At 45.2% G+C, this 13,679-nt stretch carries 12 protein-coding genes; 11 read left to right on the top strand and 1 reads right to left on the bottom strand.

From position 1 onward, the window contains the following. The first annotated feature begins 22 nt into the window (after positions 1–22). The 11 genes from purK (at position 23) to purD (ending at position 12,838) form a co-directional block, all read left to right on the top strand. Positions 23–1,180, top strand: coding sequence for a 5-(carboxyamino)imidazole ribonucleotide synthase (purK, locus tag MFF31_RS24800; RefSeq protein ID WP_238192271.1), 1,158 nt, complete (start codon positions 23–25; stop codon positions 1,178–1,180). Between the two features lie 7 nt (positions 1,181–1,187). Further along, positions 1,188–2,483 carry an adenylosuccinate lyase gene (gene purB / locus MFF31_RS24795; protein WP_238191903.1) on the top strand — a complete coding sequence of 432 codons (1,296 nt, stop codon included), beginning with the start codon at positions 1,188–1,190 and terminating at the stop codon, positions 2,481–2,483. A 16-nt stretch (positions 2,484–2,499) separates the two neighbouring features. Continuing rightward, positions 2,500–3,399: a phosphoribosylaminoimidazolesuccinocarboxamide synthase gene (locus tag MFF31_RS24790; protein ID WP_238191902.1), complete on the top strand. Its 900-nt coding sequence runs from the start codon at positions 2,500–2,502 to the stop codon at positions 3,397–3,399. A 208-nt stretch (positions 3,400–3,607) separates the two neighbouring features. Then, on the top strand, positions 3,608–3,853 hold the full coding sequence (gene purS / locus MFF31_RS24785) for a phosphoribosylformylglycinamidine synthase subunit PurS (RefSeq protein WP_238192269.1): 246 nt from the start codon (positions 3,608–3,610) through the stop codon (positions 3,851–3,853). Positions 3,854–3,856: 3 nt separating this feature from the next. Then, positions 3,857–4,552: a phosphoribosylformylglycinamidine synthase subunit PurQ gene (gene purQ, locus MFF31_RS24780; RefSeq protein WP_238191901.1), complete on the top strand. Its 696-nt coding sequence runs from the start codon at positions 3,857–3,859 to the stop codon at positions 4,550–4,552. After that, a complete protein-coding gene (purL, locus tag MFF31_RS24775; protein WP_238191900.1) occupies positions 4,530–6,773 on the top strand; it encodes a phosphoribosylformylglycinamidine synthase subunit PurL in 2,244 nt (747 codons plus the stop codon). Before purQ ends, purL begins: the two co-directional genes overlap by 23 nt. After that, positions 6,758–8,239, top strand: coding sequence for an amidophosphoribosyltransferase (purF, locus tag MFF31_RS24770; RefSeq protein ID WP_238191899.1), 1,482 nt, complete (start codon positions 6,758–6,760; stop codon positions 8,237–8,239). Before purL ends, purF begins: the two co-directional genes overlap by 16 nt. Before the next feature lie 66 nt (positions 8,240–8,305). Next, positions 8,306–9,349, top strand: a complete 1,044-nt coding sequence (gene purM, locus MFF31_RS24765; protein WP_238191898.1) for a phosphoribosylformylglycinamidine cyclo-ligase — start codon at positions 8,306–8,308, stop codon at positions 9,347–9,349. Then, a complete protein-coding gene (gene purN, locus MFF31_RS24760) occupies positions 9,349–9,957 on the top strand; it encodes a phosphoribosylglycinamide formyltransferase (RefSeq protein ID WP_238191897.1) in 609 nt (202 codons plus the stop codon). The genes purM and purN overlap by 1 nt, the downstream gene beginning before the upstream one ends. 31 nt (positions 9,958–9,988) lie before the next feature. Then, complete coding sequence (gene purH / locus MFF31_RS24755; protein WP_238191896.1) at positions 9,989–11,536, top strand: bifunctional phosphoribosylaminoimidazolecarboxamide formyltransferase/IMP cyclohydrolase; 1,548 nt, start codon at positions 9,989–9,991, stop codon at positions 11,534–11,536. Between the two features lie 36 nt (positions 11,537–11,572). Beyond that, positions 11,573–12,838 carry a phosphoribosylamine--glycine ligase gene (gene purD, locus MFF31_RS24750; RefSeq protein WP_238191894.1) on the top strand — a complete coding sequence of 422 codons (1,266 nt, stop codon included), beginning with the start codon at positions 11,573–11,575 and terminating at the stop codon, positions 12,836–12,838. 140 nt (positions 12,839–12,978) lie between these two features. Here the strand turns inward: purD and MFF31_RS24745 are convergent, their stop codons facing one another. Continuing rightward, complete coding sequence (locus MFF31_RS24745; RefSeq protein ID WP_238191892.1) at positions 12,979–13,371, bottom strand: hypothetical protein; 393 nt, start codon at positions 13,369–13,371, stop codon at positions 12,979–12,981. Positions 13,372–13,679 lie beyond the last annotated feature (308 nt).

Here is a 13,679-nt window from a genome sequence, read left to right as displayed (position 1 = left end):
TACAGAGGCTGAGTTCGAGAGAATGTCCACCATTCACACAATATTGCCAGGTGGAACGATTGGTGTTTTAGGTGGAGGTCAGCTTGGTCGAATGCTGGCGAACGCTGGAAGTGCGATGGGTTATAGGTTTATAGCCTTAGACCCAACCGAAGATGCACCGATGGGGCAAGTTGCAGAGCAAATTGTAGCCCACTATGATGACCGTGATGCGGCGCGCAAGCTGGCGGAGCGTTCGGATGTTATCACATACGAATTCGAAAATGTAGATGCAGATGTAGCAGCAATGCTGCTTGCAGAAAGCTATGTGCCACAAGGCAGTAAGCTGCTCTATACGACTCAGCATCGTCTTCGTGAGAAACGTGCAATTGAGGCAGCGGGTGTCAAAGTTGCACCGTATAGCGAAATTTGCAGTGTGGAAGAGCTTCGTGAAGCGGTTGCTCGATTTGGAACACCATGTGTTCTGAAGACTGCAACAGGCGGATATGACGGTAAAGGTCAGTGGGTTATCCGTAGCGAATCCGAAATAATAGAAGCTTTTGAAACGTTATCTCTGGCTAAAACAGAATTAGTGCTTGAACAGTTTATTGATTTCACAAAAGAAATTTCAGTGATCGCAGCGAGAAGTTCAAAAGGCGAAATAAAAGTATTCCCTCCTGCGGAAAATATTCATATTGAAAATATTTTGCATCTATCTATCGTGCCGGCGAGAATCGACAAGGATCTTCAACAGGAAGCTGAACGTCTCGCGATAAAAATTGCGGAGGGCTTAGGCGCTGTTGGTCTGGTAGCGGTAGAGATGTTCGTTACAGCAAGCGGAGAGCTTTATGTAAACGAGCTTGCACCAAGACCGCATAACAGCGGTCACTATACGATGGAAGCTTGCCACACCTCGCAATTCGAGCAGCATGTACGCGCGATATGCGGATTGCCGCTTGGGGATACGACACTGACTAGTCCTGTCGTTATGGTAAATGTATTAGGTCAGCATATGGAGCCATTGCTCCAGAAGCTAGCTGTAAGGGATGTAGTCGCTGAGCGATTGCATGTAGCACCAAAGATTCATTTGTATGGAAAGAAGGACGCAGTGTTCAAGAGGAAGATGGGTCATATCAATGTGCTTGGTCCAACAATTGAAGCGGCGCTTGAATGGATAGAAGAAACTAAGATTTGGAAGGCGTGAACTTATTATGTTAGAACGTTACAGCAGACCGGAAATGAGAGCTATTTGGACAGAGGAAAATAAATTTAAAGCTTGGTTAGAGGTAGAACTATGTGCGTGTGAAGCTTGGTCAGAGCTAGGTGTAATTCCACAAGAGGATGTTGTTGCACTTCGTAAATCGGCAAGCTTTGATATGGATCGAATTTATGAAATCGAGCTTGAAACTCGTCATGACGTAATCGCATTTACTCGTGCAGTATCCGAAACAGTAGGTGCGGAGCGCAAATGGGTTCATTACGGCCTAACGTCAACAGATGTTGTTGATACAGCAATGGGTTACTTGCTTCGCCAAGCGAACGAGATTTTGCTCAAGGACATCGAACGTTTTATCGATATTTTGCGGGCAAAAGCCATTCAATATAAAGATACCCCTATGATGGGGCGTACACATGGCGTTCATGCTGAGCCAACTACTTTCGGTTTAAAAATGGCACTTTGGTACGAAGAAATGAAACGTAATTTGGAGCGTTTCAAACATGCGGCAAACGGCGTTCAATTCGGCAAAATGTCAGGCGCAGTTGGCACATACGCTAACATCGATCCTTTTGTAGAAGAGTTCGTTTGTAACAAGCTTGGCATTACGGCAGCTCCAATCTCAACACAAACGTTGCAGCGTGATCGCCATGCGGAATATGTCGCTTCAATCGCTCTTGTAGCAACTTCACTGGATAAATTCGCTACAGAAATTCGTGCGCTTCAGAAGAGTGAAGTTCGCGAAGTTGAAGAAGGATTCGCTAAAGGTCAAAAGGGCTCATCGGCAATGCCGCATAAGCGCAACCCAATCGGCTGCGAAAATATTTCCGGACTGTCCCGTGTTATCCGCGGACATATGCTTACTGCATACGAAAACGTAACGTTGTGGCATGAGCGTGATATTAGCCATTCCTCGGCAGAACGTGTAATTTTGCCAGACTCGACAATGCTTCTGAACTATATGCTTAACCGTCTTGGCAATATCATCAATAACCTAACTGTCTTCCCTGAAAATATGAAGCGCAATATGGGCGCAACGTATGGTGTTCCGTTCTCAGGTCGCGTATTGACGAAGTTAATTGATAAAGGTTTAAGTCGTGAGCAGGCTTACGATACGGTTCAGCCGCGTGCGATGCAAGCGTGGGAAGAGCAACGTCAATTCCGCTCCATTGTTGAAGCTACAGAAGAAATTACAGCGGTGCTTAGCGCCGAAGAAATAGAAGATTGTTTTAATCCAGCATGGCACTTGAAGCATGTAGATACAATCTTTACACGTTTGGGCTTGAATTAAGGAGGAGTTAGCGTTCATGGGAGTAGAGTCGCATGCTTTGTCTACGGCAGTACAATATGTAAAAGCGCCCCTTGTCTATAAAGGCAAGGTGCGTGAGCTGTACGATTTGGGGGAGCATTTCCTGATTGTTGTTACCGACCGGATATCAGCATTTGATTATGTGCTGGACCCGGCTGTTCCTGACAAGGGCAATGTGCTTAATCGTCTGTCTGCTTACTGGTTCGGCGTTACTGAGGATATTCAGCACAATCATGTCGTACACACAGATGTTGAGAAGTTGGGCGATATTATTACTGCTCCAGAACTTCTGAGAAACCGCATTATGGTAACGCGCAAGGCAGAACGTATCGATATCGAATGTGTCGTCCGCGGTTATATAACTGGAGGCGGCTGGAGACAGTACCAGAAGTCAACTGCGATCAATGGTATTGAGTTGCCAGAGGGACTTCGGAAAAATGAGCGTTTCATCGATCCGATCTTCACCCCCGCAGCCAAAAATGATGTCGGTCATGATGAAGACATTCCTTTCGAGCGAATGGTAGAAATGGTGGGTGCAGAGCTTGCGGCTGAACTGCGAGACAGAAGCATAGAATTATACCGCTTCGCGCATGAATTTTGTAAGGAGCGCGGCATTATTTTAGCAGACTGTAAATTTGAGTTTGGTCTTATCGATGGGAAAGTTATATTGATAGATGAGATCTTTACACCAGACTCATCGCGCTTCTGGGCTGAAGGAAACTATGCTTTCGATGTTGAGATTGATAGCATGGACAAAGAGCCGGTTAGAACTTATTTGCTAGGTTCCGATTGGGATCAGAACAGTAAGCCAGATCCGTTGCCAGAGCCAGTTGTTTCTGCGACTACAGCTCGTTACCGTGAAATCTATCGCCTCTTAACGGGGACAGAACTTAGTTAGGCGATTGCCTGAGAGCTTTTTTAAAAACATAACAATCTATAATTTTGCTTTTCAATAATTGACTTTTATTTCTCCGCGAAATGATAGCTAAGCCTCCCAAGGACGACTTTAGCCGTTTACGCTTGATAGACCTGATTCGTATTTATAGAGTTGTAAGCTATTTTTCACAAAAGTAAGCAAACAAAAAAACGACCAATTTCAGGAGGCAATTATGAAGGCAACCGTCTACGTTACGATTAAGGAAAACGTTTTGGATCCACAAGGAACAGCAGTTCAAGGCGCGCTTCACTCAATGGGTTTTGCAGAGGTCGGTAAAGTACGCATCGGCAAATATCTTGAGGTTGTGCTTGATACGAATGACCGCGCGGAGGCAGAAGCTCGCTTGAAAGAAATGTGCGAGAAGCTGCTTGCTAACACTGTCGTAGAAGATTACCGTTTTGAGCTGGAGGGATAAGCGATGAAGTTTGCAGTTATCGTATTTCCAGGCTCCAACTGTGATATTGATTGCTATAAAGCAGTACAATCCTCACTCGGCGAACCAGTCGATTATGTGTGGCATACTGCAACGGACTTATCCTCGTATGATGGAATTCTAATTCCGGGTGGTTTCTCTTATGGAGATTACCTGCGTTGCGGCGCAATTGCGCAATTTACTAATGTAATGGCTGAAGTGAAAAAGGCTGCTGAGGCCGGTAAGTTCATTCTTGGTATCTGCAACGGGTTTCAAATTTTGACGGAAGCGGGCCTATTGCCGGGTGCACTTATCCGTAACAACGGACTTAAGTTCCGGTGCCATAGCACGCCTCTTGAAGTGGTTAACGCAAATACACCTTTTACAAATCAATACTCGCAAGGCGAAATTATTCATATTCCAATCGCTCATGGCGAAGGAAACTATTATTGTGACGAAGCTACTTTGTCAGAGCTGCAAGACAATAATCAGATCGTGTTCCGCTACGCTGACGATACGAACCCGAACGGTTCCATCGACAACATTGCAGGGATAAGCAATAAAGCAGGAAACGTAGTCGGCATGATGCCACATCCTGAGCGTGCAGTAGATCAACTGCTTGGTTCAGAGGACGGCAAACGGATGTTTACATCGATTTTGAATGCATGGAGGGAACAACATGGCGCAGCAATTAACGGCTAAAGAACCGACAGCGGATCAAATCGCTGATCAACGCATCTACACGCAATTCGGTGTTACGGACCATGAATATGATTTAGTTTGCGGGTTTCTTGGACGTAAACCTAACTATACAGAGATTGGCGTATTTAGCGTTATGTGGTCGGAGCATTGCTCTTACAAAAACTCCAAGCCAATCCTGAAGAAGTTCCCGATTACAGGACCTCGTGTTCTGATGGGACCAGGTGAAGGCGCTGGTATCGTAGATATCGGTGACAATCAAGCAGTCGTATTCAAGATCGAATCGCATAACCATCCGTCTGCGGTCGAGCCTTACCAAGGTGCAGCAACTGGTGTAGGCGGCATCATCCGTGATATTTTTTCAATGGGAGCTCGTCCAGTAGCTCTTCTTAACAGCTTGCGCTTCGGCAATCTAAACAATGATCGTGTGAAATATTTGTTCGAAAATGTAGTAAGCGGTATTGCTGGCTACGGCAATTGCATCGGTATTCCTACTGTTGCTGGTGAAGTGATGTTCGACGAAAGCTATGAGGGCAATCCGCTCGTTAACGCAATGTGCGTAGGCCTAATTGATCATGATAAAATCCAACGTGGTGTCGCAAAAGGCGTAGGCAACCCGGTATTCTATGTCGGTCCGGCAACTGGCCGCGATGGTATCCATGGTGCTACATTCGCATCGGTTGAACTGTCTGATGAGTCAGAAGAGAATCGTACAGCGGTCCAAGTCGGCGATCCGTTCATGGAGAAGTTGGTTATGGAAGCAACGCTTGAACTAATTAACTCCGGCATCGTGTTAGGCATTCAAGATATGGGTGCAGCAGGTCTAACTTGTTCCAGTGCAGAGATGGCATCAAAGGCGGGCAACGGTCTTGAGCTATACCTTGATGAAGTGCCGCAGCGTGAGACAGGCATGACACCATACGAAATGATGCTTTCGGAATCCCAAGAGCGTATGCTCTTTGTAGTAGAACCACAGCATGAAGCACAAGCAATGGAAATCTTCGATCGCTGGGGAATCATTTGTGCCAAGGTAGGTAAAGTGACAGATGACGGTCGTCTTCGTCTGTTCCACCAAGGTGAAGAAGTAGCGAATATGCCGGTTACAGCACTTGTAGATGAGTGCCCGGTGTACAACAAACCTTCGGCTGAGCCAGAATACTACCGTGAAAATGCATCAATAGACGCATCGGCTTTTGCTGAGTTAACGGACCTTACTGGCACACTTGAGAAGGTTCTTGGTTCTCCGACAGTTGCGAGCAAAGAATGGATTTACAATCAATATGACTATATGGTTCGTACTGCAACAGCTGTACAGCCGGGCTCTGATGCAGCAGTTGTATTAGTGGATGGAACACGTAAAGCACTTGCGATGACAACAGATTGTAACGGTCGATACGTATATCTTGATCCAGAAATGGGTGGTCGTATCGCTGTAGCAGAAGCAGCTCGTAATATCGTCTGCTCCGGTGCGGAACCGCTTGCCGTTACAGACAACTTGAACTTTGGCAACCCTGAGAAACCAGAAGTGTTCTGGCAATTGGAGAAATCCGCAGACGGTATGTCCGAAGCTTGCGTCATTCTAGATACACCAGTAATCGGCGGTAATGTCAGCTTGTACAATGAAAATGCAAAAGGCGCTATCTATCCAACGCCAGTAATCGGAATGGTAGGTCTAGTTCACGATATTGATCACATTATGACGCAAAAGTTTAAGTCCGAAGGTGACGCAATTGTTCTTCTAGGTGAAACGAAAGCGGAGTTCGGCGGAAGTGAATTGCAATATGTAATGAACGGCGCACCTTCTGGCCGCCCGCCAGTTGTTGATCTTGCTACTGAGAAAAAAGTGCAAAACGCAGTATTAGGCGCTATCCAACAAGGTCTTGTAGCATCTGCACATGACTTATCTGAAGGCGGTATTGCAGCTGCTATTGCTGAATCTTGTATTAGTGGGGCGATTGGTGCTGAGGTGAACTTAACTAGCGATCTGCGCCCTGACCACTTGTTGTTCAGCGAATCACAATCTCGTATATTGCTATCGGCTAAGCCGGATCAAGTTGAAGCTTTGAATGCTTGGCTAACAGAGCAAGGAGTCGTTCATGCAACTATTGGTACAGTAACGGGCAGCAATGTAACGATTAAAGTAAACGGTAAAGCTGGCATCAACGCACCAGTTCAACAACTGGAGAAGGTTTGGAAGGATGCGATTCCGTGTCTAATGAAGTAATCGAGAAACCTCGGCTATGGACTGGAAACCATTATAACGAGGGCATTGGCCGTGACGATATCTTTGATAAATTACGCGAAGAATGTGGCGTATTCGGAGTGTTCGGTCATCCTAATGCATCTGATCTTTCGTATTACGGCCTTCATGCGCTTCAGCATCGTGGGGAAGAAAGTGCTGGAATATGTACGGTTGATACAACGGACAACAATAAATTCAACTCTTATCGTGGGATGGGTTTAGTGAAAGAAGTGTTCGATAAGGATAAGCTGGATATGTTAGCCGGCGACCGTTCCATCGGGCATGTTCGCTATTCAACGGCGGGAGAAAGCAAGCTGGCTAACGCTCAGCCGCTTATCTTCCGTTACCGTGACGGCGACCTTGCAGTTGCCACTAACGGCAACATTGTGAACGCACCAGAAATTCGCAGGGAATTGGAGATGGCTGGTTCCATCTTCCAAACATCCAGCGATACGGAAGTTATTGCGCATTTAATTGCCCGTTCGCCGAAAGATTTCGAGACGGCTGCAAAGGAAGCACTTCAGCGTATTGTTGGAGGTTTTGCGTTTCTCATTATGACAAATGACAAGTTGCTTGTTGCTTCTGACCCGCATGGCTTGCGCCCAATAGCGATGGGACGAATCGGTGATGGTTATGTGTTCTCTTCTGAGACATGTGCATTCGAGACGATTGGCGCAGAGTATATGCGTGATGTTCAGCCGGGGGAATTGCTCGTATTGGATTCAGATGGCATGCGTCAAGATCGTTACGCTGAGGTAGAGCGTCGTGCGACTTGTGCAATGGAGTATATCTACTTTGCTCGTCCAGACAGCGACATTCATGGCATCAACATTCATTCCGCTCGCAAACGTATGGGTCAGCAGCTTGCTATTGAATCGTTTGTTGATGCGGATATCGTAATCGGCGTACCAGACTCCAGTATTTCTGCTGCTATCGGTTATGCAGAGCAAACAGGAATTCCTTATGAGCTTGGTCTTATCAAAAATAAATATACAGGACGCACATTCATTCAGCCTTCTCAAGAGCTTCGAGAAAAAGGTGTCAAGATGAAGCTGTCGGCTGTTCGCAAAGTTGTTGAAGGCAAACGTGTCGTCATGATTGATGATTCTATCGTTCGTGGAACGACATCTCGTCGAATCGTTAACTTGCTTCGTGAAGCAGGGGCAGCGGAGGTTCATGTTCAAATCACTTCCCCGCCTTTCAAAAATCCTTGTTATTACGGTATCGACACACCGGATCGCAAGGAGCTTATTGCTTCTTACCGAACGGTCGAAGAGATTCGGAAGGAAATTAATGCGGATTCGCTCGCTTTCCTAAGTGATGAAGGGTTTGTAGAATCTGTTGGCGGTAATGACGGAGAACATAATCGCGGCATGTGCTTAGCTTGCTTCGATAATGATTATCCAACTGTAGTGGATGAGAATTCGGATAAAAGTTGCGGCTGTTAGTATATAGAGATAGGGCTGCGAACTAGAGGATAGTGAGACTGAAAATATAGAAGGAGTTGACCCCGGGTGTCAGAAGCATACAAAAATGCAGGCGTTGATATTGCCGCAGGCAATGAAGCGGTTGAACGGATGAAGAAGCACGTGAAACGGACTTACCGTCCAGAGGTGATGGCTGAGCTCGGAGGTTTCGGCGGATTGTTTGGCCTAAACAAGGACAAATACGAAGAGCCAGTGCTCGTCTCTGGCACGGATGGTGTTGGCACGAAGCTGATGCTTGCTTTTGCTATGGATAAGCATGACACAATTGGGATCGATGCAGTTGCAATGTGCGTGAACGATATTATCGTACAGGGCGCTGAACCACTATTTTTCCTTGATTATTTAGCATGTGGTAAAGTTGTGCCAGAGAAGATTGAATCAATCGTTAAAGGCATTTCCGAAGGTTGCGTTCAAGCTGGCTGCGCCCTAATTGGCGGAGAAACTGCTGAGATGCCTGGCATGTATTCCTCGGATGAATATGATATTGCTGGCTTTACGGTTGGTATCGTTGATAAGAAAAAAATGATTGATGGTTCAACAATCGCACCGGGCGATGTTGTACTTGGCTTTGCTTCCAGTGGTATTCACAGCAATGGCTTCTCTCTCGTTCGCCGTTTGTTGCTGGAACAAGCAGGCTACAAGTTAGATCAACAAATCGAAGAGCTAGGCGGAGCGAAGCTTGGCGACGTTCTTCTTGAACCTACGCGCATCTATGTGAAGCAAGCTTTGAAACTTATTGAGGAAGTTTCGGTTAAAGGGATGGCGCATATTACAGGCGGCGGCTTTATTGAAAATATTCCACGCGTTCTTCCAGAAGGCGTTAATGTCGATATCGAGGTTGGTTCATGGCCAATTCTCCCGATCTTCGACTTGATGCAGAAAAAAGGCGAGATTACGAATCGTGACATGTTCACGACATTTAATATGGGTATCGGTCTCGTTATCGTTGTACCTGCTGATCAAGCGGAAGAAGCACTGCGTGTTTCTGCTGAACTTGGAGAGCAGGCATATCGAATCGGTACTGTTACGGAAGGCAGCCGTATCGTGACGTTTACTGGAGCTGTTGTATAATGGCGGCTCTTCGCATTGCGGTGTTCGCGTCGGGACAAGGCACTAACTTCCAAGCGATTGCCGATTCCGTGCGAGAAGGGAAGCTCGATGTCACCGTCGAGCTTCTTGTTTGTGACAAGCCGTCTGCTCCTGTGGTGGAACGGGCAGCTAAAGCGGGAGTAGACGCTTTTGTGTTCAACCCAAAGGATTATCCGTCTCGTGAAGCTTATGAAGAGCTCATCGTGCAAGAGCTCCGTAAGCGTCAAGTAGATCTAGTCGTGTTAGCGGGTTATATGCGGATTTTGACCCCTGTTATCGTAGAGTCCTATTTTGGCAAAATGATTAATATTCACCCTTCCCTATTGCCAGCTTTCCCAGGAATGCATGCGATTAGGCAAGCGGTCGAATATGGTGTAAAAACGACAGGAGTAACCGTGCATTATGTTGATGGCGGGCTTGATAGTGGTCCAATCATTGCACAGACTTCTGTAGAGATTATGGAAGACGATACGGAACAATCGTTGACCCCGCGTATCCAAGCTGCTGAGAAGGAATTGTTACCAAGTGTAATCCGATTAATTGCAGCAGGTGCTGTAACGATAAATGGTAGGAAAGTTTCGATAAGGTAATTAGCTTCACTATTACAAGGAGGGTATTTGCGTGGCAATTCGTAGAGCATTAATTAGTGTGTCCGACAAATCGGGTATTGTGGAGTTTTCAAGAGAATTGGCGAACCAAGGTGTACAAATTATTTCTACGGGGGGCACGTTCAACTTGCTTCAGAAGGAAGGTGTTCCCGTAATCGGCATTTCCGATGTAACGGGTTTCCCTGAAATTCTTGATGGACGTGTCAAAACGTTGCATCCAGCCGTACATAGCGGTCTTCTTGCAGTTCGTGATGACGAAGAACATCAGAAGGCGATGAAGGAACTCGGCTTAGATTATATCGATCTCGTTATCGTTAATCTATATCCATTCAAAGAAACAATCGCTAAACCAGATGTATCCTACGAAGATGCGATCGAAAATATCGACATCGGCGGCCCAACAATGCTTCGCTCTGCTGCGAAGAACCATGCATTTGTTACCGTAGTGGTCGATGCAAATGATTATAGTGCTGTTCTTGAAGAAGTAAAAGCTGATGGCGATACTACACTTGCGACACGCAAACGTCTTGCTGCAAAGGTGTTCCGTCATACAGCATCCTACGATGCACTTATAGCAGATTACCTCTCGAAACAAATGGGCGAACCTTTGCCAGAAACCTATACCGTTACTTATGAAAAAGTGCAAGATCTACGTTATGGAGAAAATCCGCATCAGAAGGCTGCTTTCTATAGCAAACCGCTTGCACCAACTGGCAATGTGACTACAGCTGAGCAGTTGCATGGCAAAGAGCTTTCTTACAATAACATTAACGATGCGAACGCTGCGCTTTCCATTCTTAAAGAGTTCGAAGAGCCTGCGGTTGTAGCAGTGAAACATATGAATCCATGCGGCGTTGGTATCGGAACAACAATTCACGAAGCATATCAGAAGGCTTACGAAGCAGATTCAACATCTATCTTCGGCGGTATTGTTGCAGCTAACCGTATGATTGGTGCGGATACAGCTGAACTTCTTAGCGGCATTTTCCTTGAAATTATTATTGCTCCAGACTTTACACCAGAAGCGCTTGATATTTTGACGAAGAAAAAGAATATCCGACTTCTTAAAATTGGTGAGCTGACGGCAGCGGCGGAGCGTAAGCCTGAATGGTTAGTTACAGCTGTTGACGGCGGCATGCTCGTTCAAGAAAGTGACGTTCATAGCTTGAATGAAACTGATTTGAAAGTTGTGACAGAACGCCAGCCTACTGCGGAAGAAATGAAGCAATTGCTGTTTGGTTGGAAGGTTGTTAAGCATGTAAAGTCGAATGCTATTTTGCTAGCTAAAGACGATATGACTGTTGGTGTTGGTGCTGGACAGATGAACCGTGTAGGTGCGGCACGTATTGCAATCGAGCAAGCAGGCGAGAAAGCAATTGGATCGGTTCTTGCTTCGGATGCATTTTTCCCAATGGGCGATACGGTTGAACTTGCGGCACAAGCTGGAATTAAAGCAATTATCCAACCAGGCGGGTCAATAAAGGACGAGGAGTCCATTACTGCTGCAAATGCGAATGGTATTGCGATGGTATTTACGAGTGTTCGCCACTTTAAACATTAATATTGCAATCTTTTAATCTTAAGGAGGTTTACGGATATGCGTATTTTGGTAATTGGCGGCGGCGGACGTGAACATGCAATTGTATGGGCGCTTAAGAAAAGTGAAAAAGTAAAGGAACTATTTTGCGCACCGGGTAATGCGGGCATAGCCAAGCTGGCACAATGTGTTCCGATAGCGGTATCCCAGTTCGACGAATTGACTCGATTTGCAAAAGATACTGCAATTGATCTTGTATTTGTTGGCCCAGATGATCCACTTGCAGATGGAATTGTGGACGCATTTGAAGCGGCAGGAATTCCTGCTTTTGGACCAAATAAGTTAGCAGCTGAGATCGAAGGCAGCAAAATTTTTATGAAAAACTTGCTTAAGAAATATAATATTCCTACTGCAAAATACGAAACGTTCACCGATTATGAAGCAGCATCGACTTACTTGCGTCAGCAATCGTTGCCAATTGTTATTAAAGCAGATGGGCTGGCAGCAGGTAAAGGTGTTACTGTAGCAGCTACGATGGAAGAAGCTGAACAAGCTCTTCGTGAGGCAATGGTAGACAAAGTATTTGGTGAAGCGGGTAATCAGATCGTTATTGAGGAATTTCTAGAGGGACAAGAAATGTCGATTCTAGCGTTCGTTGATGGTGAAACGGTGAAGCCTATGGTTCCAGCACAAGATCATAAAACAATTTTTGACGGTGACAAAGGTCCGAATACGGGTGGTATGGGTACATATACACCACTTCCGCATATTGATCCAGCTATCATCGAAGAATCTATCGTTAACATCATTATACCGACAGCTAAGGCGATGGTCAGTGAAGGTCGTTCGTTCCGAGGAATTCTATTCGCTGGTCTAATGATAACGAAGGATGGTCCGAAGACGATTGAGTTCAACGCACGGATGGGTGATCCAGAAACACAGGTTGTCCTACCTCGTTTAAAAACAAACTTAGTCGATATTGTGCTTGCCGCAATGAATGGCCGTTTAGGTGAACTTGATATCGAGTGGACTGATGAAGCAGCTGTATGTGTAGTAGCTGCATCGGAAGGATATCCGGCATCATATCCGAAAGGTCGCGTCATTACTGGTATTGCTGAAGCAGAAGCGCAAGGTGCACTTGTGTTTCATGCAGGTACAGCTGCTAAAGACGGCGAGATCGTAACAAATGGTGGACGCGTACTTGGTATTGTTGGTCTTGGTCGAGATATCGCTGAAGCACGTGCTCGCGCTTATGAAGCTGTAAGTGTCATTCAGTTTGAAGGCAAACAGAGCCGCACAGATATTGCAGCGAAAGCTTTGGTGTAGAATAATGTAAGTGCTATTTTTTGTAAAATGAAGCCCGTCACTCAAGTTTACTTTCATAAGTAGAACTTGAGCGACGGGCTTCTTCTAGTAGAGTGTGACGTTATTATGTGCTGATGCGGGGTTACAACTGTAAAATGATTTTAATAGTCAGTTATGTTTAGTGTTTTATATTCGAGCCATTTATCAACTTCACTTTTCATGAAGATCATTTCCCCACTTGGCACTTTATAGTAGGGGATAAATTGATAGGTGTTATAAGAACCTGGTAATATAGTTTTAATTTCAATGTCTTTTTTTATGATGTAATCGATCGTTTTTTCAGGAATCATAAGATATACTGCTAAATCACTTTTAGATAAAACATTTTGGTTCGAAGGGGTTTCAATGGGTGTTTGCATCGGCATTGTTAGTGTTACTGGTGTTGATTCTTTATTTAATTGAGCTTTGATCGAACTATTGATAATTAATAGCCCTGCTAAGATAGATCCCCCAACAATAATACTACAAATTATTGCAAGCAACGATTTGTTCAATATAAGCACTCCTTGACCTCGTAATATTGGTAATTTTATCAATAAATTTAATATCCATCAATGTTTAATACTAAGGTATAGTTCGCCTGAATCCGCGAAATTTAAAAATTCGTTTTGACTGTGGCATCCATGGGCTTCTTCGTCGCATGCAAAGCTTCAAACTTCCAGTGACAATCTGAACAGGGCCTACAACCAGTCCATAGGCGATATTAGTGTGGTCAATGTCAAACAAAAAAAGTGTTTGGTTTCTCCCACATAATCACAAAAAAATAAAAGGAAGGAAGTATTTTGTGAAAAATATCTTACAA

The organism is Paenibacillus sp. L3-i20, assembly GCF_022180385.2.
In the GTDB taxonomy this organism is placed as follows: Bacteria; Bacillota; Bacilli; order Paenibacillales; family Paenibacillaceae; genus Pristimantibacillus.
Note: the sequence above shows the minus strand (reverse complement) of the source record. Positions and strands in the feature narration are given on the sequence as shown.